At 35.5% G+C, this 22,297-nt stretch carries 20 protein-coding genes and 2 tRNA genes; 16 read left to right on the plus strand and 6 right to left on the minus strand.

Annotated elements, in window-relative coordinates; genetic code table 11:
• Positions 1-1,224 carry a hypothetical protein gene (locus NF867_RS12220; protein WP_252588285.1) on the minus strand — a complete coding sequence of 408 codons (1,224 nt, stop codon included), beginning with the start codon at positions 1,222-1,224 and terminating at the stop codon, positions 1-3.
• A gap of 175 nt (positions 1,225-1,399) precedes the next feature.
• On the opposite strand from NF867_RS12220, the gene NF867_RS12225 reads away from it, so the two are divergent.
• Positions 1,400-1,741: a hypothetical protein gene (locus NF867_RS12225; RefSeq protein WP_252588286.1), complete on the plus strand. Its 342-nt coding sequence runs from the start codon at positions 1,400-1,402 to the stop codon at positions 1,739-1,741.
• Between the two features lie 57 nt (positions 1,742-1,798).
• On the opposite strand, the gene NF867_RS12230 is transcribed toward NF867_RS12225, so the two are convergent.
• On the minus strand, positions 1,799-2,368 hold the full coding sequence (locus tag NF867_RS12230; RefSeq protein ID WP_252588287.1) for a hypothetical protein: 570 nt from the start codon (positions 2,366-2,368) through the stop codon (positions 1,799-1,801).
• Positions 2,369-2,376: 8 nt separating this feature from the next.
• Positions 2,377-3,183 carry an N-acetylmuramic acid 6-phosphate etherase gene (murQ, locus tag NF867_RS12235; RefSeq protein ID WP_252588288.1) on the minus strand — a complete coding sequence of 269 codons (807 nt, stop codon included), beginning with the start codon at positions 3,181-3,183 and terminating at the stop codon, positions 2,377-2,379.
• A gap of 196 nt (positions 3,184-3,379) precedes the next feature.
• Here murQ and NF867_RS12240 point away from each other — a divergent pair, with 196 nt between their 5' ends.
• Complete coding sequence (locus NF867_RS12240) at positions 3,380-5,017, plus strand: S41 family peptidase (protein WP_252588289.1); 1,638 nt, start codon at positions 3,380-3,382, stop codon at positions 5,015-5,017.
• Positions 5,018-5,076: 59 nt separating this feature from the next.
• On the opposite strand, the gene NF867_RS12245 is transcribed toward NF867_RS12240, so the two are convergent.
• The 3 genes from NF867_RS12245 to era all read right to left on the minus strand — a co-directional run bounded on the left by NF867_RS12245 (position 5,077) and on the right by era (position 7,809).
• Positions 5,077-5,277, minus strand: coding sequence for a PG1828 family lipoprotein (locus NF867_RS12245; protein WP_103789711.1), 201 nt, complete (start codon positions 5,275-5,277; stop codon positions 5,077-5,079).
• 199 nt (positions 5,278-5,476) lie between these two features.
• The gene (der, locus tag NF867_RS12250) at positions 5,477-6,781 is read right to left on the minus strand and encodes a ribosome biogenesis GTPase Der (protein WP_252588290.1); all 1,305 of its coding nucleotides are present in this window, start codon (positions 6,779-6,781) and stop codon (positions 5,477-5,479) included.
• A gap of 149 nt (positions 6,782-6,930) precedes the next feature.
• Positions 6,931-7,809: a GTPase Era gene (era, locus tag NF867_RS12255; protein WP_252588291.1), complete on the minus strand. Its 879-nt coding sequence runs from the start codon at positions 7,807-7,809 to the stop codon at positions 6,931-6,933.
• 222 nt (positions 7,810-8,031) lie between these two features.
• Here era and NF867_RS12260 point away from each other — a divergent pair.
• The 14 genes from NF867_RS12260 (at position 8,032) to NF867_RS12325 (ending at position 22,291) form a co-directional block, all read left to right on the plus strand.
• Positions 8,032-8,108 (plus strand) — tRNA-Met (locus NF867_RS12260).
• A 94-nt stretch (positions 8,109-8,202) separates the two neighbouring features.
• Positions 8,203-8,279, plus strand: a tRNA-Met gene (locus tag NF867_RS12265).
• A gap of 275 nt (positions 8,280-8,554) precedes the next feature.
• Complete coding sequence (locus NF867_RS12270) at positions 8,555-9,001, plus strand: hypothetical protein (RefSeq protein WP_252588292.1); 447 nt, start codon at positions 8,555-8,557, stop codon at positions 8,999-9,001.
• 182 nt (positions 9,002-9,183) lie between these two features.
• Entirely contained in the window at positions 9,184-9,795 is a 612-nt protein-coding gene (locus NF867_RS12275; RefSeq protein ID WP_341870047.1) for an RNA polymerase sigma factor, read from the plus strand.
• Complete coding sequence (locus tag NF867_RS12280; RefSeq protein ID WP_252588293.1) at positions 9,779-11,029, plus strand: outer membrane beta-barrel protein; 1,251 nt, start codon at positions 9,779-9,781, stop codon at positions 11,027-11,029. Before NF867_RS12275 ends, NF867_RS12280 begins: the two co-directional genes overlap by 17 nt.
• Positions 11,030-11,407: 378 nt before the next feature.
• Complete coding sequence (locus tag NF867_RS12285) at positions 11,408-12,181, plus strand: polysaccharide biosynthesis/export family protein (protein ID WP_252588294.1); 774 nt, start codon at positions 11,408-11,410, stop codon at positions 12,179-12,181.
• Between the two features lie 31 nt (positions 12,182-12,212).
• Complete coding sequence (locus NF867_RS12290; RefSeq protein WP_252588295.1) at positions 12,213-14,570, plus strand: GumC family protein; 2,358 nt, start codon at positions 12,213-12,215, stop codon at positions 14,568-14,570.
• 54 nt (positions 14,571-14,624) lie between these two features.
• Positions 14,625-15,899, plus strand: coding sequence for a nucleotide sugar dehydrogenase (locus NF867_RS12295; RefSeq protein WP_252588296.1), 1,275 nt, complete (start codon positions 14,625-14,627; stop codon positions 15,897-15,899).
• A 43-nt stretch (positions 15,900-15,942) separates the two neighbouring features.
• Complete coding sequence (locus NF867_RS12300; RefSeq protein WP_252588297.1) at positions 15,943-17,088, plus strand: DegT/DnrJ/EryC1/StrS family aminotransferase; 1,146 nt, start codon at positions 15,943-15,945, stop codon at positions 17,086-17,088.
• On the plus strand, positions 17,060-17,668 hold the full coding sequence (locus NF867_RS12305) for an acyltransferase (protein ID WP_252588298.1): 609 nt from the start codon (positions 17,060-17,062) through the stop codon (positions 17,666-17,668). Before NF867_RS12300 ends, NF867_RS12305 begins: the two co-directional genes overlap by 29 nt.
• 23 nt (positions 17,669-17,691) lie before the next feature.
• A complete protein-coding gene (locus tag NF867_RS12310; protein WP_252588299.1) occupies positions 17,692-18,789 on the plus strand; it encodes a Gfo/Idh/MocA family protein in 1,098 nt (365 codons plus the stop codon).
• Positions 18,790-18,879: 90 nt separating this feature from the next.
• Positions 18,880-19,851, plus strand: a complete 972-nt coding sequence (locus NF867_RS12315) for a GNAT family N-acetyltransferase (protein ID WP_252588300.1) — start codon at positions 18,880-18,882, stop codon at positions 19,849-19,851.
• 7 nt (positions 19,852-19,858) lie between these two features.
• Positions 19,859-20,884, plus strand: coding sequence for a hypothetical protein (locus tag NF867_RS12320; protein WP_252588301.1), 1,026 nt, complete (start codon positions 19,859-19,861; stop codon positions 20,882-20,884).
• Between the two features lie 15 nt (positions 20,885-20,899).
• The gene (locus NF867_RS12325) at positions 20,900-22,291 is read left to right on the plus strand and encodes a polysaccharide deacetylase family protein (protein WP_252588302.1); all 1,392 of its coding nucleotides are present in this window, start codon (positions 20,900-20,902) and stop codon (positions 22,289-22,291) included.
• Positions 22,292-22,297 lie beyond the last annotated feature (6 nt).

Consider the following 22,297-nt stretch of genomic DNA (forward strand, 5'->3'; position numbering starts at 1 on the left):
TTAGTTTAATCTGTAACACAGATTAAGCTGGTAATAAGTCACATTAATTCGGTTGATTCCAAAATCATTGTGCAACTCCAACCTAAATCTGTTAAATGTAGTACCCAATAAAAATGCAAAACCAGGCTCAAATGATTTAAGGTCCCTCCCTACTGGTCTAGGTACCGGTTTGGTGCTTAAAAAACTACCAATAAAGGTTGATTTTGATGAAAGCAATAAACCGAAGCTCATTCCTGCACCTACATAAGGTCTAATCAAGCCTTTGGGATACTGATATCTGAAAATATTCTGCATTTTTAAATACTGGGCACTGTATTTCATTAAACTGTATGCATTAAGATATGATGGAGCTGCATACTTTGGCGACTCCAGACTATAGTTCGAGTAGAACAACTGATTGTCAAAAGATAATTGTCTCCGACTGCGAGGCAGATAAAGAGTTATGCCTGCACCAATAACAGGAGAAGCAGAATTGTTTAGTTTGTAATCCCTTCTGTCCCAGCCGCTAGTATAATAAATTGATGTGCTTGAGTTAGCTAATCCTGCAATAATATTGTAGTCAATAAGTCGTTCATTGAGGTTTTTGGGCTGCTTTCCTAATTCATTTATTCCCTTCGATTTATTATAATGCTTGAAAATGTTGACAATTTCATCTTCGTAATAACCCATTTTCTTGATCTTCCATGCCAACGCCTTGTCCGCTTTAAGAATCTCGGTCAATTGATCTCTGAAAGTATTGTTTTCAACTAAATAGGGTGATTGATTTACAGTGATTAACTTTTGAAAATGAACCAGTTCTGTTGGTTTTTTACCTTGCATTATATAAAAATGGGTGATGTCATTCTTATCCACCAAAACATAAACATCATAATCACTTTTTACTAAAAACCTTAAGAAAAGTGTTGTGTCTTTTGTAACCACAGGGTCTTGATCGGCAACCAGATCATGCTGATTCTTTTTATTAAGGGTAACATCCAGTTTAAAGCTTTTATAATTCTCATTGGTGGTGCCAAAACCTAAAATATCTGTTGCTTTATAACTGCTTTCAGATTCGTTCTTAAACACGATTTTATTAGGAGTATTGTTCCATTCACGATTATCTATCATGCCTTTGATAGTATCACCATTAAATTTAATGACATATCCAGAAACAAAGTTACTTTGAGCTGATGTGTAAAATGGAATTGTTAGTATTGCAAAAATGATAATGTAAAGTCTTTTCATATAGCAAAAAATCAAGGATGATTAAAAAAGGTAAATGTTAATTGCTTTAATAAAAGCGAGATCAAATATAAGCTTAAGATTATTTAAAGAATAATAACTGTTTATTTTTTAATATTTTTAATTATTAGTTAAATAGAAGTCAATCAATTTTAGTAAAACATCTAAATACATTAAAATGAAATCAAAAATACTTATTGTATTATTCACTATTTTAATGAGTGCATGTAACATTAAAAGCCCAGGAATTCCAAAAGACAAAATGAATTATGTGGGCAGATGGGAATCACTTTCAATGAAATTAGTAATTACCAAAGATGGAAGTGTGGAATATGAACGCATGGAAGGTGGAAGTACTAAAAGTGTAAATGGTCCATTGCAAAAATTTGCAGGGAATAATTTTGTAGTTGGCGCTCTTGGAATTACTACCACTTTTGTGGTTAGTAAACCTCCTCATGAAGAAAGCGGAACATGGAAAATGACCGTTGATGGGGAAGAACTTCAAAGAACAATGCAATAGAATTTTTTAAAAAAAGAACGCCCGGGTAGTTTTAGCACTATCCCGGGCGTTTTGTATTTACATTCCCAATCGCTTTGTCATCATCGAATCGATGTTTTTAAATAGCTGCGTTGGTTTTAATGCTCGCCAACTAAAGTTGTCTAGCTCTCCGCCCAAATTCAGATAATAATCAAGTCCATGGTTTTTCATCTCCTGAATTACATGTTCCCTGAAATTAACCATAACAATCCATCCGTCTTCCACTTCCTGATACCATTCTTCATAATAAGAATCATCCGATCCGTGAAAATTGAGTACATTTTCACCTAACAGAATAAATTTGTTGATTCCTTCAGCCATAATATCTTCAAGAATTTCCCGCTTTAACAGCATAATATCATTGTTAATGCAGTCATTCCATTCGCCAATCAATTCAATTATGCAATAGCTGCGCAGGTAGTCGGCGTAAAGAACCTTTAGGTAAAGAGTGTTTGATCCAAAAGAGTCCCATTGGGGATGTATGTAGTAGTTATATACTGTTTTATCAAAATAAAATTCACTGTACTCACGGTTATAGAACGGCGATAGCTTGTCTTCCGAAGCCACGTAGTAATCACGCCAATTGTAATATGGTTCTATATCGTGCATTAATAATTTTAATTGTTGTAATTCTCTACTGCTTTTCGTACGCTGCCGTATTCGTTCAACAGCCTTTCAGCAACTTCTTTGTTGGCCCCTGTGGCATTCATTACCATATTTATACCTCGGTCAACCAGCTTATGATTGCTTAACTGCATATCAACCATTTTGTTTCCTTTAACCCTGCCCAGCTTAATCATTACCGAGGTCGATATCATGTTCAGGACAAGTTTCTGCGCTGTTCCTGATTTCATACGGGTAGATCCGGTTACAAACTCGGGTCCAACAATTACTTCCACCGGAAATTGCGCTTCTGCAGCCACCAAACTGTTTGCGTTACAAACTATACAACCCGTTAATACACCATGCTTGTTGGCCTCCTGTAATCCCCCGATTACATAGGGTGTTGTGCCCGAAGCAGCAATGCCAATTAAAGTATCTTTTGGGTTGATTTTATACGGTTTAAGATCTATCCAAGCCTGTTTTTCATCATCTTCTGCAAATTCAACGGCTTTTCTGATAGCCGAGTCACCACCTGCAATAATTCCAATAACCAAATCATGAGGTACTCCATAAGTAGGAGGGCACTCTGATGCATCTACAACGCCTAAACGGCCACTGGTGCCTGCTCCAATATAAAATAACCTACCTCCGGTTAGCATACGTTCAACAATGGCATTTACTAAGGCCTCAATGTTTGGTATTGCTTTTTCAACGGCAAAAGGTACAGTTTTGTCTTCATTATTGATGTTTTGAAGAAGCTCACTAACCGACATCTTTTCCAAATGTTCGTACTTTGAATCAGATTCAGTAATTCTTTGCATAAATGTAGTTTTAATTTCAGGGGTAAAGTTCTGTATTGCCACAATCAAATCATAATGAAAAATAAGCTATTTGTGGAATTTTGTACATTTTCGAATCATATTGGTAACTGCATCAGTAATTTTCTGCAATACTTTTATTAATTTTTAGAACAAGAGCGGAATATAAATTGTATTAATTTGAACCTGATTGAATTTTATGGGCACCACTAAAAGTAATTTACGTTTCGCATTGCTCTCAGCAATAATGATGGCTTGTGGTATGATTGTCGGATCGCGGATGAGCAATACATCTACTTCTGAACTGAACTTTAGCTTTCCGTTTGCTTCGCGACCAATTGACAAGATGGGGCGAATATTACAAGTGATCCAAGATCGATATGTCGACTCGGTTGATGTAGGAAAATTGGAGCAGGAATCAATAGACGCGATCATGTCAAAACTCGACCCCCATTCTCAATATGTAAATCCACAAGAATTTAAGGCACTAACGGAATCATTGGAGGGAAACTTTGAAGGCATTGGAATAGAGTTTCATATTCAAAGAGATACATTGCTGATTGTTGATATAGTGCGAGAAGGGCCTGCCGAAGAAGCTGGTTTAAAATCAGGAGATAAGATTATTGATGTAGATGGAAAGTCGATTGTGGGAATGCCCAATGGGGAACTTTTTAAGAGTTTACGTGGACCCTCGGGTACTATCATTGATTTGGGTATATTAAGGTCTCCTGTTGCCAAAATATCTCACATTCAAGTAAAAAGGGGCAAAGTTCCTTTTAATAGTATTGAAACCGCTTATATGTTAAATGGTGAAACCGGCTATATTAAAATTAGCAGGTTTGCTGCCACCACGCATAAAGAATTCTTAATGGCGATGGACAGGTTGAAGCAGAATGGATTAAAGAGTCTGGTTCTTGATCTACGTGGAAACGGTGGAGGATACTTAAGGGCAGCTATTGCCATTGCCGATGAGTTCTTGCCTAACGGTCAGCTCATTGTTTATACCCAAGGCAGGAAACAGTCGAAAGAGCAGTATTTTGCAACTGGTTCTGGTGAATTTGAGCAAGGGAATTTAGTAGTATTAATAGATGAAAATTCAGCATCAGCGAGTGAAATAGTTGCAGGAGCTTTGCAGGATACGGAACGCGCAATGATTATTGGCAGACGATCATTTGGAAAAGGACTAGTGCAAGATCAGGTGATGTTTCCCGATGGTTCGGCATTAAGATTGACAATTGCCCGATATTATACTCCTTTAGGTCGATGTATACAAAAATCATATGCTAATGGTGTTAATGATTACCGCAATGAAGTAGGCGATCGAATGAAGCACGGGGAACTGCTGAATGCAGATAGCAATAAAATTGCTTTTCTCAATTCGCAGAAGTTTGTTACCCGTTCGGGAAAAACAGTATATGGAGGAGGAGGTATAATGCCGGATGAGTTTATTCCTATTGATACATCGGAAAATTCAGCATTATACAGCTATTTATCTTATAAAGGACTTATTGTTGATTTTGCTTATGATTATCTGGACTACAACCAGGAAAAACTGAACTCATTTAGTTCTTTGAATGATTTTGTAGCCAAATTCGAAGTTTCTGATGACGATCTGAAACAGCTCTTTAAAGAAGCGAGAGAACAAAAGATACCTGTAAATGAAGAAGATGTAAAACGAAGCAAAGGCTTGATAAAGAATCAGGTAAAGGCGATGGTAGCCCGAAGGTTATGGAGTGATGAGGGGTATTACAAAGTTCTTAACAGTAAAGATCAGATTGTGTTACGATCTATCCATGATTCAGCCGAATCGGTAGCAGGTAATGTTTCTATAAAATAGTAAACATAAAAAAAATCCCGTCTCGGTTTACCAAGACGGGATTTTTTATGGTTTTAGAATTACTTCTTAAGAGTATCAACTTTAGCTGAATCAACTGCTTTAGCAGTAGTGTCAACAGCGTTAGCTAATGAATCAACAGTAGCAGCTTGAGCTGAATCAACTTGAGCTGAATCTGCTGAACCTTCAGCTTTTTTACCTTCACCACATGCAACAACTGCAAATACACCAGCAGCTAATAATAATGCAAATACTTTTTTCATTTTGTTTCTTCTTAATTAGATTTTTAAATCGGCTGCAAAGGTAAGTAATAAGATTTTAATTATGCAAAAATAGTTTCATTAAAGTTCTAATAGTTAGTTGAATAGCATCTGAATGTAAAGGCTTAACTGCTGTAAATCAACAAGAAAAAAGGATAAAGAAAAGTTAAATAGTTTGCTTTATCCTTATCAATCTGTTGCTTTATTTTTGACGGAAGTAAATCGTCACAGGCACTCCCTTGAAGTCAAAGTTTTCTCGTAACTGGTTTTCCAAGTAACGTTTGTAAGGTTCCTTAACATACTGGGGTAAGTTACAGAAGAACGCGAATGTAGGAGCAGAACCAGGTAACTGGGTAATATATTTAATCTTAACAAATTTACCCTTTAATGCAGGAGGTGGATAACGCTCAATTACTTCCAGCATAACATCATTTAGTTTTGAAGTAGGAATTTTCTTCGCTCTGTTTTCAAATACTTGCTGAGCTACTTCTATAGCTTTAAAAATCCGTTGTTTCTCAAGCACCGATGTGAAAACAATAGGAATATCGGTAAATGGAGCAGTTTTTTCTCTAATAGCATCCTCAAACTTCTTAATGGTTTTATGGTCTTTTTCAATCAAGTCCCATTTGTTAACCAAAATAACGATGCCTTTGCGGTTCTTTTCAGCTAAGTGAAAGATGTTGATATCTTGTGATTCAAGACCTGAAGTTGCATCAACCATCAAGATACATACATCAGCTTCTTCCAGAGCCTTGATTGTACGCATTACAGAGTAGAACTCAATGTTCTCTTTTACTTTGGTTTTTTTGCGTAAACCTGCTGTATCAATCAACATGAACTCATGTCCAAATTGCTTGTAATGAATATGTATCGAATCTCTTGTAGTTCCAGCAACTGGGGTAACAATGTTTCTGTCGTGTCCTAAAAAGGCATTGATAATAGAGGATTTTCCCACATTCGGGCGACCAACGATCGCAAATTTCGGCAGGTTTGAAGTTTCATCTTCGGTTTCTTTTTCAAACTTTGCCACAATGTCGTCCAGTAATTCACCGGTTCCACTGCCTGTCATCGAAGAAATATTGTAAATGTCTCCTAATCCAAATGAATGGAATACCGCCGATTCATGCACCAGCATGTTATTGTCAACTTTATTGGCAACAACAAACACCGGTTTTTTCGATCGACGAAGTATGTTAGCAATATCGTCTTCTAAATCGGTAATGCCGGTCGTTACGTCAACCATGAAAATAATGATGGAAGCTTCTTCAATGGCAATAATCACCTGCTCTCGGATTGCTGTTTCAAAGACATCTTCAGAATTGGCTACATATCCGCCGGTGTCAATGACAATAAATTCGTTATTAAGCCATTCAGCTTTTCCGTAATGTCTGTCGCGGGTAACTCCGCTCATATCATCTACAATTGCTTTACGACTTTCAGTTAAACGATTAAACAAGGTCGATTTTCCCACATTGGGGCGGCCAACTATAGCTACTATATTACTCATACTTATCGAGTCAAAAATCATGATTCAGACACCCAAAAAGGTTGTCTGATATGATGTAATTATTAAATGTGTTTATTAAAATCAGGAGTACTTATGCTCCTAAGTGGTTATTGTAAAATCAAACTTTTACTGTGCATTGATTTTAAAGCTTAACCCTCATAACCGAACCTTTTCAGGTAGTTATCTTTGTTACGCCAATCATCTAGGACTTTTACAAAAACTTCCAGAAAAACTTTTTTGTCCAGGAACTTCTCTATATCGTATCGGGCCGCTGATGCAATTTTTTTCAACATAGTGCCTCCCTTGCCAATGATAATTGCTTTTTGTGTTTCGCGTTCCACAATAATTTCCGCACTTATCCTGTGTAGATCGTCTCCTTCTTTAAACGAAACAATGACTACTTCTGAACTATAAGGCACTTCCTTTTCGCAGCATTTAAAAATTTGTTCCCTGATCATCTCAGCAACAAAAAAGCGTTCCGAACGGTCGGTAAGTTCTTCCTTGTCATAATAAGGCGGATGAACAGGTAAGTGCTCGCGAATAAAGTTGATTATAGCCCCAGTGTTAAAATCTTTTAAGGCAGAGATTGGGATAATCGCTGTAGGATTTAGCTCCTTTTGCCAGTACTCAAACTTTTTAGTTACTTCTTCCTGGTTAGATTGATCTACCTTGTTGATCAAAACCACTACCGGGCCATCATATTTTTTCACTTTTTCAATAAGATCTGTCTCGTCATGTTTTTCGTTGATATCGGTTACAACAAGCAAAACATCAGCATCTAAAAAAGATTCATTTACTGCCGACATCATGGACTTTTGAAGACCATATTTAGGCTGAATGATACCGGGTGTGTCTGAAAAAATGATTTGAGAGTGTTCATCATTGATAATTCCAATGATGCGGTGACGGGTAGTTTGGGCCTTGTGAGTGATAATCGACATTCGTTCGCCTACCAAAATATTCATCAAGGTTGATTTGCCTGCGTTGGGTTTTCCAACAATGCTTACAAATCCTGCTTTATGTTCCATTTTATTGATTTAAGGTAATCTCAATCATTTTTAGTGATTGACTTGAAAATTAATCAGTTGCATTTGCTGACCATTATCGAATCATTTTTGCAACTCCGGTCGCAAAGATACGGTTTGCTTTTTTTTAAAAATAATTTTTGTGGAATTAATAATCATTTCTATCTTTGCAGTCCCAAAAGGGAGGGCGAGTAATGAACGCCAAATATTCCCAAAATTAAATAGTGCGGGGTGGAGCAGTTGGTAGCTCGTCGGGCTCATAACCCGAAGGTCATCAGTTCGAGTCTGGTCCCCGCTACCCAAGAAAAGGTCGACACGTCGTCGACCTTTCTTTTTTAAGACTTGACTCTTTTAAAGAGGAGTTATGACCGTTCAAGTCTTTAAATAAAACAATAGTGCGGGATGGAGCAGTTGGTAGCTCGTCGGGCTCATAACCCGAAGGTCATCAGTTCGAGTCTGGTTCCCGCTACCCAAGTAAAAGGTCGACAATCCAGTCGGCCTTTTTTTATTGAAAAATTCCCTACTTTTTTTTGAAAAATAAACATCTGAAAATTAATTCATTATGATTTTTTGTTGATCTTTTTTAATAGTTGCTGTAGCGTTTATCAAAATGATAGCGTAATGGCTGATATAACAGGCGGTTTTGCTTTCGCGGAGTAAGATCAATTGTTATAAGCCTTCTGTCGACAGGTTGGTGCTCTCGTCCGGTGTCGGACCAATTAAAAAACAGTATTAAAAAAGAGAACACATGAAAACTAAATTAATAGCCTTAGTAATAATAGCGTTTGCGTTTACAGCATGTAACAATAATGATGATCCTAAGCCAACAGCAGTAATTCCTACTGGCTCGTGGAAATTAACCGAATTGCATTATTTTGATAAAACGGGTAAAGATTCTGCAACTACAACATTGTCTAAAAGTACACTGTCAATTTCATTTGATAAGTCGAAAAACCTTGCATCATTTACCGGTAAACCGGAAGAGGTTGCCTTCGCTGGTTCGTATAAATTAGATGGTAGCTACAAGTTAACACCTGGAACAATTACTCCGGATAACGCTACTCCAGTTCTTGACAAAGCAGCATTGGTGTTTTTGAAAGCCGGATATCTGTACGAAATAAAAACCAATTCGGTTATTATTTATGCAAAGAACAAAGGGTTTATGGTGTATAGCCCAATAAGCTCAGCAAAGTAAAAAAATCGATTAGTTGTAAATACAAAGGTTGAGTAGTTCAGGTGGATTCTGTTAACCATCAGTGATGTCTGTCAGAATTTTGTTAGCGTGAAATTAAAAACACGCCTGTCTGCTCAACTCTTTGTTTCTTTGTCGAAAAGAAATATCTAAATCTTACCAAAATTACTAGTAGAAAGAATGTATTGTTTAACGTATCAACCAATGCTGGAAAGAGCGACTGTAAAATGATAAAACTGGGCCAATTAACTGATTCAGAAATCATCGAACGTTGCCGAAAAGGTGAAGTACGTTATCAGGAACGGCTCTACAAGCGGTTTTATAGTTATGCAATGGGGGTGTCGCTCCGATACGCTATTAATAGGGAGGATGCACTGGAAATAGTAAATGATGCATTCATTAAAATTTTTGACAAGTTGCATTCATTTGATTCGCAACGTCCTTTTAAGCCTTGGTTACGGCAAATTATTATTAACCAAACAATTGACAAAAAGCGCAGGTTGCTTAAAGCCGAATGTGAGCTACCTATTGATGAAATAACTGAACCTGTTTGGGAAAATGCAGATGCAATTAGTTTGTTAGGCTATAAAGATATTTTGCAAATGCTTAACACACTGCCCGAAATACAATCCCTGGTGTTTAATATGTATGAAATTGATGGATACGCTCATGAAGAGATAGCCCAAATGCTGGACATTTCAACCAGCAGCTCACGTGTGTACCTATCTCGGGCAAAAGAAAAGTTAAGAAAACTTATTGAAGAACTTAATACTGAAGGATATGGAAGAGCGGTTTGATAAAATACTTTCTAATCATATTCGAAGTGTTTTCGATAATTATGAAGATCATTCCGCCAATGAAGGATGGGATCAATTGCTAATGCAGAGGCAAAAAGCCAATAGTAAAAAGAAAAGAATTATCCCTATTTGGATATGGACGGTTACTGGTACTGCGGCAATCCTGGCTTTATTTGCTTTAAACTTAGATTTGGCTAATCAAAAGTCAATTTTCACTTCACCACAGTTGGAAGTGAAAATTGTCAAGTCGAAAAACATATCTAAATCAGCGAAAAGCTTAACTAAACTGCATGCTTCTATTCAGTTGCCAAAATCAAAAGTTAAAGTGGAAGCGAACAATGGTCGACCGAATGCATTAACTGCTCCAGCATTAGAAGCATTGGCCTTAGAAAATATTGAAAATGCTTTCGTTGAGGAACTGGAAAAAATTCCAGCTGTAGAAATTAATCAATTATCACAGCATATTTCTCAACATCCTGATTTAAATTTGGTTGAACGAAGTCCGATTAGAGCGCTTAATAATAAAATTGAAATAAAACCTGAATTTGTAAAGGAATACATTGCCGGTGAAACACAACAGAAAAGAAGGAGGAATATTGACTATTCTGTTATGGCTGGATCATTTATGAGTTATGCCAATGGGACTGAGAATAATGGTTTGGGCTATAAAGCAGGACTTGATCTAAATATTCCCCTTACATCAAGGGTTCAACTTAATACCGGTTTAAATCTAGGTCAGCAAACTTTAGAGTTTTCAGGTAATAATGCAGATTTACCAGCAAGTATTGCTGCAAAAATGAATGCTTATGATGATAATCCGGGTGTAGTGAGTAGTCCTGACAGTTATAAAGCAAACATGGTTGCAATTGATCTTCCTGTAAATGTAAGAGTTGCTTTTCCAAGTGCTAATTATACATTTTTTGTTTCCGGAGGATTTAGTAGTTATTCTTACGTGAATGATTCATATTCAGCTTCTTATTATTCCTATCCCTTCGGCACAGGGACTGGAGTGAGAACACGAGAATCACTCAATATAGATAATTCGGGAAGTTTGTTCTCACGAATTGACTGGTTCCGAACCTTAAACATGTCCGCTGGAATTGATTGTAAACTTGGCAAAAAGCAATTATCTATTGAACCTTATTTAAAATATCCTTTAGGAGGATTAGGCGCCGATCAGATTCGATGGAATTCAATTGGGGTCAATCTAAAGTTTTCATTTTGGAGACAATAAACTATTGGTTATTAAATATGCATTACCAATAATAAACTATTCTTTTGTGTACACTTATTGAACATGACTTAAAAAAAGGGCATGTTTTTTAATTTATACCCAATTAGATTGTCTTCATGTTTTTAACTGATCCGACTTACGGAAGGTTTTGTATTTGAAGATGTTTTTGATTATGAGGATTTTAGGATTTTTGATTTTCTTAAGTATAGAAGGCTAAATTAATGCCGGATATTAGGTTGAATGAGGTAATTATGTTTGTTAAATTTATTTAAGCTAAACGACAAGTTTGGCTAATAACTAAAGCACTGGCTTACTTTGGTATATAAATTGATTATACACAGCAAAAAACATCTGTGTATTAAATCATAATCGGATACCATGAAATTTACGCGCCTTTTAAACTCTACTTTCATGCTATTGCTTTCTTTTGTAGCGATTTCATGTTCTTCAACTGAGAATATTGCCTATTTTAAAGATGCTGGTACCCGCCAAACAGCAACTCAACAAGCGGTAAATAACTACATTCCCAAAGTTCAGGCAAATGATATCCTTTCAATCGAAATTTCCAGTTTAAGTCCTGAAGCTACTGAAATGTTTAATCCTAAATCAGCTGCAGGAAACGCAAATTCACTTGAGTTACGTCAGATAGATGGATACCTTGTAGATAAAACCGGAAATGTAGAACTGCCTATTATAGGTACAATAAAAGTAGATGGGTTAACAACCGATGAAGTATCGGACCTGGTAAAATCTCGCCTTACTAATTATCTTAAAGATCCTACTGTGAAAGTAAAATTTCTGAACTTTAAAATTTCAGTTATGGGAGAGGTAGCTCGGCCAAATGTGTATAATATTGCCAATGAAAAGGTTACGATTACCGAAGCATTAAGTATGGCTGGCGATGTAACGATATATGGCTTAAGGGAAAATGTTTTATTAATCAGAGAGGAGAATGGAGTTCGACAATTTGCCCGTATTAATTTGAATAAAACCGACGTATTTACTTCGCCATATTATTATTTACACAAAGGAGATGTAATTTATGTAGAACCAGGTCCACGTAAAGTATATGCAAGTGAGAATAGAACATATCAAGTATTAACGATATTAGTTGGATTACTAAATGTTGCAGCAATTTATGCGATAAAATAATTTTAACTTTAATTGTCTAAACGCGCTCAAAATGAATCAATCTTCCTTCCATGATATAGACGAATCTGAAAAAGGTTTAAAAGAATTCTTTAATAAATGTTTACGTAACTGGTATTGGTTTGTAATATCGATCACTTCCTGTTTGTTATTGTCATTAATCTATTTAAAGATAGTTCGACCTAAATACGACATACTTACATCTATTTTAGTAAAAGAAGTGCCTAAAGGTCAGGCTGAAAAAAAAGAAAGTGTTCTTGACGAGCTAAATGTATTTTATGATAGTAAGTTAATAGATAATGAGATGGAGATCGTGAAGACCAGGTTCTTAATGGAAAATGTTGTTGATGATCTGAATTTAACGGTTTCTTATTTTTTAGACGAACCTTATACATTTGATCGTATTATAACCAGTTCCTGGAGGAATAAAGAATTATACAATAATTCGCCAATTCGAATCACAACTTATTCTTTAAATGATGAGGCTTACGAAAATAAAGTAAAAATTGCCCTAGTTAGTTCCAGTCTATTTAGAATTACCAATAATGACAGCAAAGTTTATAAGTTCGGCGAAAAGATCTCAACTCCTTATGGAATAATAAAGGTAGATCTGATTAAGTATCCGGTAGATCCTAGCTATAAAAAATTAATTGTACAGTTTAGAACAAGGGATGTTACAATTGAAGGTTATAGAGATAAGATGATGGTTGCCCCGGCAAGTGAAAATGCAACAGTTTTTAATATTACATTGGAAGAATCTGTTCCTCAAAAGGGAATAGACATTTTGAATGATTTGATAGTTGAATACAATAAGCAAAAGTTAGAAGTAAAAAAGAAAGAAGCATTTAAAGCGTTGACTTTCCTTGATAATAGATTACAATTATTGTCATCTGAACTTAAAAATGCAGAAGCGGATGTAGAACAGTATAAATCAAGTAAAGAAATAACAGATATAAGTTCTGAATCTGCTATCCTTTTAGAAAAAGTTAAGGAAAATGACCTTCGTTTGAATCAGGTTGATATTCAATTGAAGATGTTTGATAATTTAGGGTCTTCAATTAGCACAGGAGAGCAAATTCCATCTGCTTTGCTGTTGGATAATAAAGTTCTGCAAGATAAAATAGGTAAGCTCAATGATCTTGAATTGGAACGATCTCGTTTACTCCAAAGTATGGGGGAAAAGAACCCTTTGGTTGAAACTGTAAATGAGCAAATAAAGAATAGCCAGGAAAGTATTAATGCTGATATTCAGCAAGTAAAGAATGAATTAGTGCTTACACGTAATAACTTATTGAGTAATAATTCAAAATTCGATGCTTCCATTAGGTCGGTGCCGCAAAAGGAGAGAAACCTGGTTACAGTTGAAAGACAGAAGAATTTAAAGGAGGGACTTTATATATACTTGCTTCAAAAAAGAGAAGAAACGGCTCTTGCTTACGATACAAAAGTTTATGATAGCAACGTTGTTGACCCAGCTCACAGTAGTATTCTGCCTATTAGTCCGGTGCCGATAAGAACATTTATTATTGCCTTCTTCTTAGGAACCGTATTGCCAATTTTGAGATTCTGGTCAAAATCAATGTTTAAATCAGAGAAAATAACAGATCAAAGGTTGGTGGCTAACATTACCCAGGCTCCAATATTGGGAGTAATAGGGAAAAATCAATCAAAAGAACAGTTAGTGGTCAAACCTGGAAGCAAAACTGTTATTTCGGAGCAATTTAAATTCCTTAGAACTAACCTGCATTATCTAAATATTGGGAAATCCAATAGGTCCATTTTAATAACCTCAAGTGTAAGTGAAGAAGGTAAAAGCTTTGTGTCGCTTAACTTGGCAGCAAGCATAGCCTTAACAGGAAAGAGGGTTGTTCTTATAGAGTTTGATTTGCGGAAACCAACTCTTAGTCATTATTTAAAACGTGGTTATAAGAAAGGTCTTTCCGACTTTCTAAAAGGAACAGCTGATGCTGAGGAGATTATCGAACAAAGTGATATATCAGAGAATTTGTTTTTCATTGGATGTGGAACAGTTCCTGAGGATCCTGCAGAGCTTTTACTTAATGATGATTTGGAAATCATTATGAGCCAACTGATTCCAAATTATGACTATGTTCTTATGGATTGTCCTCCAATTGGATTGGTTTCTGATGCTATGGTTATTGAAAAATTTGCCGATATGTCTCTGTACGTTATCAGATATAATCATACTCATTATCAACAATTGAGAAATATTACAGAACTGTATTTGTCTAATAAGTTTAAGAATATGGGAATAGTCCTTAACTCAGTTGATTCTGCTGATCAATTTGGTCCTTTGTATAATAAAGGATATAAAAATTACTATGCGGAGAGTAAACCCTCGAAGGGAATACTTGAACGTTTTGTTTCCTGATATTTAAGTTAAACGCTTTTTTAATAATAATAAATTCATTTTATAGAAACTATTATGAGTCAACCTGAAGTTAAAGATAAAATAGCAGTTATAGGATTAGGTTATGTTGGGCTTCCATTAGCGGTAGAGTTTGGAAAAAAGTACCCTACTGTCGGTTTTGATATTAGTGAGTGGAGGATAAAGGAGTTAATTGATGGGTTTGATCGAACCTTGGAAGTTGATAGTAAGGAGTTAAAGGAATTAGATCAGTTGCAATTTGCCTCTAAGATTGATCAAATTTCGCAATGCAATATCTTTATTGTAACGGTGCCTACACCTATCGATCATTTTAAAAACCCTGATCTTGGGCCATTGCTTAAGGCATCCGAGATGATTGGCTCCGTTCTTAAAAAGGGAGATATAGTGATTTATGAATCTACAGTTTATCCCGGATGTACAGAAGAAGATTGTGTACCCGTTCTCGAAAAGAAAAGTGGTTTGAAGTTCAATGTTGACTTTTTCTGCGGGTATTCTCCAGAGCGAATTAATCCAGGTGATAAAGTAAATACCTTAAAAACCATTCGTAAAGTTGTTAGTGGAAGCAATCCTGAAATTGCAAAAAAGGTTAAAGCTATTTATGATAGTATCGTTGATGCAGGAACTTTCTTAGCTTCATCCATTAAAGTTGCTGAGGCATCTAAAGCCATTGAGAATGCACAGCGCGATGTTAATATTTCATTTGTAAATGAGCTTTCGTTGATTTTTGATAAAATGGATATTGACACGAGTGAGGTATTAGAAGCTGCCGCTACAAAATGGAACTTTTTGCACTTTAAACCTGGACTAGTAGGTGGACACTGCATAGGTGTTGATCCTTATTATTTGTTACATAAAGCACAAAGTTTAGGATATTATCCACAGGTAATTTTATCAGGCCGAAGGATTAATGACAATATGGGAATGTTTGTGGCTAATAAGGTTGTTAAGCTGATGATTAAGAAAGGGCATAAAATTGATGGTTCGAAAGCTTTAATACTTGGAGTAACATTTAAAGAAGACTGTCCAGATATTAGGAATTCTAAGGTTATTGATATTTATAATGAGTTGAAACAGTTTGGGTTACATGTAGATGTTTACGATCCATGGGCTCACAAAGAGGAGGTAGAAGAGGAATATAAAATTAAATTACTTCCAGAGTTAAATGGTACAACTTATGATGTGGTTGTTTTAGCTGTTGCTCATTCTGAATTTAAAAAACTGGAATACAATAATCTAACTCATAATAAATCATCTGTAATCTTTGATACAAAAGGAATGTTAGATAAGAAAATTGTTGATGCAAGATTATAGTACTTAATGTGTAAAATCTTTCAAATTTAAGTTCTCGCTCTCTATGGAAAAAGTTCAAATGGTTGATCTTAAAGGTCAATACCTTAAAATAAAGCAAGACATTGATGCGGCTATACAAAATTGCATTAATGACGGTTATTTTATTAATGGTCCGGAAGTTAAACTCTTTCAGGAAAATCTTGCTCAATACCTGAATGTAAATCATGTAGTTACCTGTGGAAATGGAACTGATGCACTTCAAATTGCGATGATGGCATTAGACCTGCAATCAGGTGACGAAATTATTGTTCCTGCCTTTACTTACGTTGCAACTGCTGAAGTGATTGCCTTATTAGGGCTTACACCAGTGATGGTTGAGGTTGATCCGGATACTTTTAATATTACGGCAGATCTTATTGAAAAAGCAATAACTCCAAAAACCAGAGCAGTAGTTCCTGTTCATCTTTTTGGTCAGTGTTGTGATATGGAGCCAATCATGCAGCTTGCCGAAAAGTATCAATTATACGTGATTGAAGATACTGCGCAGGCTTTGGGTGCCCAGTATACTTTCTCAAATGGCATAGTTAAATCGGCAGGAACCATTGGACATATTGGCTGTACTTCTTTCTTCCCATCCAAAAACCTGGGATGCTATGGTGACGGAGGAGCTTTGATGACCAACGATGAAACTTTTGCTAAAAAGCTTCAAAAGATTGCCAACCATGGGCAGTCAAAGAAATATTATCATGAAGTTGTTGGAGTAAACTCCAGATTAGATACCATTCAAGCTGCTGTTTTAAATGTCAAGCTTGCAAAACTTGATGAATATGCAAAATCAAGGAATTATGCGGCATATAGGTATGATGAAGCATTCTCTAAAATAGAAGGCGTTCAAATACCCAAAAGACAACCTAACTCAACTCATGTATTTCATCAATATACGTTGAAGTTAAGTGAGGTACATCGCAATGGACTTAAGAAACATTTAGAAGAGCAAGGAATACCATCTATGATTTATTATCCATTGCCTTTATATAAGCAAGAAGCTTTTCGTTCCGAAAAATATCATGAAAGAGATTTTCCGGTATCAGAAGCTCTGTGTGCACAGGTTTTATCATTGCCAATGCATACAGAACTTGACGAAGTCCAACTAGATTTTATTACTAACAGTGTAATTTCATATGTCAGTTCAATTAAACAATACGCCTGATCTACTTAAAGATTACTTCGTTCATGAAACCTCAATTGTTGATGATGGGGCTGAAATAGGGGAGGGTACCAAAATATGGCATTTTAGTCATGTAATGAGTCGTTGTAAAATTGGAGAGCGATGTAATATTGGCCAAAATGTTGTAATCTCACCAGAAGTTGTATTGGGGAATAATGTTAAAGTTCAGAATAACGTATCCATTTACACTGGAGTAACTTGCGATGATGACGTTTTTCTTGGTCCTTCGATGGTATTTACAAATGTTATAAATCCCAGAAGTGCTATCAATAGAAAAGATCAGTACGCTAAAACTCATGTTGGTAAAGGAGCATCAATTGGCGCCAATGCTACAATTGTCTGTGGTCATGATATCGGGGCTTATGCCTTTGTTGGAGCGGGGGCTGTTGTGACAAAGAATGTACTTCCATATGCATTAATTGTGGGGAACCCTGCAAAGCAAATTGGATGGGTAGGTGAGTATGGGCATCGGTTAAGTTTTGATAATCAAGGGATAGCAATTTGTCCGGAAAGTAGTCAGAAATATAAAATTGAAAATAATAATGTTTCTAGAATAAGTTAGTTTACACTCTCAATCATTTATTTATGTACGCTCTCAATCAGAAAATCAAGTTTGCTGTAGTTGGCTGTGGCCATATTGGCAAACGTCATGCAGAGATGATTTTACGCAATCCAGAGGCCGAGCTGGTTGCACTTATAGATATCAAAGACTGTTCTTCATTAAAGATTGATCAGTTTAATGTTCCTTTCTTTCAAAGTCTTGAGGAGTTTCTCTCTTCTGAAATACCTGTCGATGTTATAAATATTGCAACACCTAATGGATATCATGCATCTCAAGCTCTGAAGTGCTTAGAGGCTAGGAAAAATGTTGTTATTGAAAAACCATTGGCATTAACAAAGCTCGATGCCGAAAAAGTGATTTACAAAGCATTGCAGGTTAATAAGCAAGTTTTTGCAGTAATGCAAAATCGATATTCACCACCTTCAGTTTGGATTAAAGAGGTTGTAGATTCAGGTATACTTGGAAATATTTACATGGTACAGCTTAACTGTTATTGGAATAGAGATAACAGGTATTATACTAAAGACAGCTGGCATGGGACGAAAGATCTTGATGGAGGAACTCTCTTTACCCAATTCTCACACTTTATAGATATAATGTATTGGTTATTCGGTGACCTAAAGAATACTCAAACCAAATTCGCAGATTTTAACCACAAAGGCCTTACTGATTTTGAGGATAGCGGGTTTATTAGTTTTGATCTTGAAAGAGGAGGAATGGGCTGTATCAATTATTCAACCTCTGTTTGGAATGAAAACCTTGAAAGCAGTATGACCATAATAGCTGAAAACGGCAGCGTGAAGATAGGAGGGCAGTACATGGATAAGGTGGAGTATTGTCAAATAAAGGACTATACAATGCCTCAACTTGCACCAACAAATCCAGGTAATGATTATGGGGCATATAAAGGTTCTGCTCAAAATCATCATTACGTAATTGAAAATGTAGTAGATACACTAAAAGATAAATGCTCAATAACTACTAATGCTTTAGAAGGTTTAAAAGTAGTGGAAATTATTGAGCGGATTTACGCAACAAACCCATCGAATAAGAAGCATATTAAAGAATTAAGCAATCATTCAGAAATTGAACGATTAGCTGTTACAGCAAAGATGTTTTAGCTGATATGGATAGTTTAAATAATAGAAAGTGTTTGGATATATTTTTTAAAATAGATTCTAACAATAAATTATATCTATCTGTAAATTAATATGGAAACGGTAAATAAATCTAAGTATAGAGAACTCTGTAAACAGGAAGCATCCAGTATTCATGTTTTCAACCAGGCTTGGTGGTTAGATATTGTGTGTTGTGAGGGTTATTGGGATGCAATACTTGTTGAAAGGGGAGGAGTAATAATGGCTGCATGGCCACTTTATTTTAAAATCCGCCACGGAGTTAAAGTGATCACTAAGCCTAAATTAACTCAGTTTACAGACATTTGGTTTAGAACTTTTCCCGGGCAAAGAGAAGATGAAAAATTTTTCTTTCAAAAAGAATTATTCGCAGAAATGGCAATGAAAATTTCAGGCTTTGCAAGTTTCCATCAATCATTTAATTACAAATTAAAAGAAAGTACCTTCAGTAATAATAGTGGATTCCAATTGTCTACATCTTATACCTATGTGATTGAGAATATACGGGATATTGATACAGTTATGAGTGGTTTTGATCAAAATAAAAGGCAGCAATTGAATAGGGCTCGTAAGGAACAAATTGAAATAAAATATGATCTCCCTGCTAGCGAATTTTATAAGTTTTACAGCCAATCCTTACTTAAGAGAAATAAAATAATTTCATATTCAGAGAAGCTGTTCACAGATTTATATAATTCTGTTTACTCTAATAGGTCTGGGAGAGTTGTTTACGCAGTTGATCCTCAAGGTAATATTCATTGTGCAAAGTTTTTGGTTTGGGATTCGGATAGAGCGTATTATTTAATAAATGCGATAAACCCGGATTTGAAAAACTGTGGAGCAGCAACTTTGGCGGTTTTGGAATGTATTAAGATGGCAAGTATTCATTGTAATACGTTTGATTTTGAAGGAAGTATGATTGAGGAGGTTGCGGAGTCCTTTCGCCGTTTTGGAGCAATTGCAAAGCCGTATATTAATTTATCTAAAACAAATTCTAAACTTCTGAACACAATTAATTTTATTAAGGAAGAGTTTTTTAGCAACTGAGAAAACCATGATTATAACCTATTATCAAGATAAACATGTTCTAAATGGAGAAGGGGAAGTTAAGGTAACTTCAGCTGTTTCTTTAACTTGCAAAGAGGAGTTCAGAATACTATGCAAGCAAGAGAATGCAATCCCTGTATTTAATAAAGATTGGTGGTTAGATTTAGTATGTGGAGAAGATAATTGGGATGTGGTACTAGTGGAGGCCGATGGAATCATTCAAGGTGCTTGGCCTTATTTTATTCAAAGAAAATTTAATCACACAATAAGTAAAGTGCCCGCATTGACCCCGTTCATGGGCGTGTGGATCAGACCAAGTACATCCTCAAAGATTTATAAAAAGGCGCATCATGAAAAACATGTTTGTAATGAATTAATAAACAAATTGCCGAACCTTTCTTTCATAAGTCAGACTTTCGGCAGTCACTTTACAAATTGGCAACCTTTTTATTGGAAGGGCTTTCATCAAACAGTTAATTATTCTCATTTAATTGATAATATACTAAAATGGAAAGAACTCAAAATGGTCATGCCTGCCAGGAAACAAAAGGACCTTCATTCAGGGGGGAGTGTAATTAAGACTGGACTTCCATCTGTTCATGAATACCAGAGTTTTAAAGATCAGTGTAAGAAACGAAAACAACAGGGGCTTTCTTCTTATTCAGTATTTAATAAGGTTTATGAAGCGTTAAAAAAACTCGATGCAGGTGAGGTTATTTGTTGTACAAATCATACCGGTAGTGTTGAAAGCCTAATGTTAGTTGTTTGGGATTCAAATAGTGCCTATACAATAATATGGGGGGGTAAAGATTCAAATGATGATTCCATTATCTCCATGGTAAATAAAGCTGTTGACATAGCTTCATTGAACGTAAATAAGATGGAGTTTTTTGGAAAGTTGTCGCTGGATAATGAAAAGGTCTTAGTAAAGTTTGGAGCCAATCAGCTACCCTATTATTCTATTTATAAGGCCAATAGATTTCTTTATAGGTTGGCACTCTTTTTTGGGTTTGATTCTATTGGAAAAATATAATGTCAAAGATTCGTTATGTGTACATTAATTATAAAATTTCCCAATTCTTATAATGAAGAGAAAAGATATATAAGTGATGTTATTTTCAATGACTTTATAGGGGTGGAGTATGAATTGTTGTTTGAGGATGAGCGTTTAGATGTAGAACTAAATGTTAGAGGAGAAAATGGTCGCATAATACTTCCTGAAATATTATTTAAAACTCCATATGATAAATGGCTAAATCAATCTACTCTTCCTGAGCTGCCATTAAAAAGAAGAAGTTTGGATGAATTTCAAAAAGATAGGTTTATTCAACATACTGTTCCTGTACTATACGGAGCAAGTGACCATAGACCTTTTTTTAAAGATGATGAATATTCTTATTTCGATATTGATTTAATTGGAAGCATATTTTTTTGTCTAACGCTGTATGAAGAAGCTACATCCGAGGTAACTGATAAGCATGGTCGATTTCCTAGCCGGGAATCAATACTTTATAAAGAAGGTATTTACGATAGACCAATTGTTAATGAGTATGTTTTGATACTCGAAGAGTTGTTAAGAACAAAGTTCAATTATATCTCTCCAAAGAAAAAAAACTATAAACTTGTTTTAAGCCACGATATGGATTACTCACTTTCTCATGAAGTTAATCTTGAAAACTTTTTGAAAAGCTGTGCTGGTGATCTGTTCATAAGGAAATCACCAGCTTTATTGACCCGAAGACTCTACTCAAAAATTGTAAAGAAAGAAAGACTACATGAGAACCCTGATCCTATGAATAACATCGATTACTTAATGGATGTTAGTGAGTCATTAGGGGTTGTTAGTGAATTTAATTTTATTGTGGAGCAGGGAAAGGGAACGATTGATGTCCGGTATGATATTGAAAAACAATTTTATAAAGATTTAATGGTAAGGGTTAGAGAAAGGGGGCATATTTTAGGAGTACATCCTAGTTATACAACATATTGCGACCTGCAGAAAACTCAGAGTGAATTTAAGAAGTTTAAACGGCTATGTAGTGAATTAGGAGTTCGGCAAGAATTTTGGGGAGGAAGACACCATTACTTGAGATGGAAAAATCCTGTTACCTGGTCTATATGGGACGAAATGGGTGCAGATTATGATTCTTCAGTAGGTTCAAGCGAGTTAATGGGTTTTAGAGCGGGTACTTGTTATCCCTATAAAGTATTTGACCTAAAGAATAGAAAAAGACTTAAGCTTTTGGAGCGGCCATTAATTGTAATGGATCATTCTATTTTTAAAATGGCTGATTTTAAAAATGCGGTTCAGAAAGTAATCGAATTAAGTAAATTATGTAAGTTTTATGGAGGGGAGTTTAGCCTGCTTTATCATAACAATTATGTTATATCTAAGAATCAAAAGCTGAAATATTTTCAGCTGGTAAAAGCGCTTGTTTAAATTGAG

The sequence above is a fragment of the Solitalea agri genome, assembly GCF_023914155.1.
Lineage (GTDB): Bacteria > Bacteroidota > Bacteroidia > Sphingobacteriales > Sphingobacteriaceae > Solitalea > Solitalea agri.

Bases quoted from the DNA above. Each gene is read 5' to 3' on its own strand.
- NF867_RS12220 (WP_252588285.1), bottom strand. From the start codon at position 1,224: ATGAAAAGACTTTACATTATCATTTTTGCAATACTAACAATTCCATTT.
- NF867_RS12225 (WP_252588286.1), top strand. From the start codon at position 1,400: ATGAAATCAAAAATACTTATTGTATTATTCACTATTTTAATGAGTGCA.
- NF867_RS12230 (WP_252588287.1), bottom strand. From the start codon at position 2,368: ATGCACGATATAGAACCATATTACAATTGGCGTGATTACTACGTGGCT.
- murQ (WP_252588288.1), bottom strand. From the start codon at position 3,183: ATGCAAAGAATTACTGAATCTGATTCAAAGTACGAACATTTGGAAAAG.
- NF867_RS12240 (WP_252588289.1), top strand. From the start codon at position 3,380: ATGGGCACCACTAAAAGTAATTTACGTTTCGCATTGCTCTCAGCAATA.
- NF867_RS12245 (WP_103789711.1), bottom strand. From the start codon at position 5,277: ATGAAAAAAGTATTTGCATTATTATTAGCTGCTGGTGTATTTGCAGTT.
- der (WP_252588290.1), bottom strand. From the start codon at position 6,781: ATGAGTAATATAGTAGCTATAGTTGGCCGCCCCAATGTGGGAAAATCG.
- era (WP_252588291.1), bottom strand. From the start codon at position 7,809: ATGGAACATAAAGCAGGATTTGTAAGCATTGTTGGAAAACCCAACGCA.
- NF867_RS12270 (WP_252588292.1), top strand. From the start codon at position 8,555: ATGAAAACTAAATTAATAGCCTTAGTAATAATAGCGTTTGCGTTTACA.
- NF867_RS12280 (WP_252588293.1), top strand. From the start codon at position 9,779: ATGGAAGAGCGGTTTGATAAAATACTTTCTAATCATATTCGAAGTGTT.
- NF867_RS12285 (WP_252588294.1), top strand. From the start codon at position 11,408: ATGAAATTTACGCGCCTTTTAAACTCTACTTTCATGCTATTGCTTTCT.
- NF867_RS12290 (WP_252588295.1), top strand. From the start codon at position 12,213: ATGAATCAATCTTCCTTCCATGATATAGACGAATCTGAAAAAGGTTTA.
- NF867_RS12295 (WP_252588296.1), top strand. From the start codon at position 14,625: ATGAGTCAACCTGAAGTTAAAGATAAAATAGCAGTTATAGGATTAGGT.
- NF867_RS12300 (WP_252588297.1), top strand. From the start codon at position 15,943: ATGGAAAAAGTTCAAATGGTTGATCTTAAAGGTCAATACCTTAAAATA.
- NF867_RS12305 (WP_252588298.1), top strand. From the start codon at position 17,060: ATGTCAGTTCAATTAAACAATACGCCTGATCTACTTAAAGATTACTTC.
- NF867_RS12310 (WP_252588299.1), top strand. From the start codon at position 17,692: ATGTACGCTCTCAATCAGAAAATCAAGTTTGCTGTAGTTGGCTGTGGC.
- NF867_RS12315 (WP_252588300.1), top strand. From the start codon at position 18,880: ATGGAAACGGTAAATAAATCTAAGTATAGAGAACTCTGTAAACAGGAA.
- NF867_RS12320 (WP_252588301.1), top strand. From the start codon at position 19,859: ATGATTATAACCTATTATCAAGATAAACATGTTCTAAATGGAGAAGGG.
- NF867_RS12325 (WP_252588302.1), top strand. From the start codon at position 20,900: ATGTGTACATTAATTATAAAATTTCCCAATTCTTATAATGAAGAGAAA.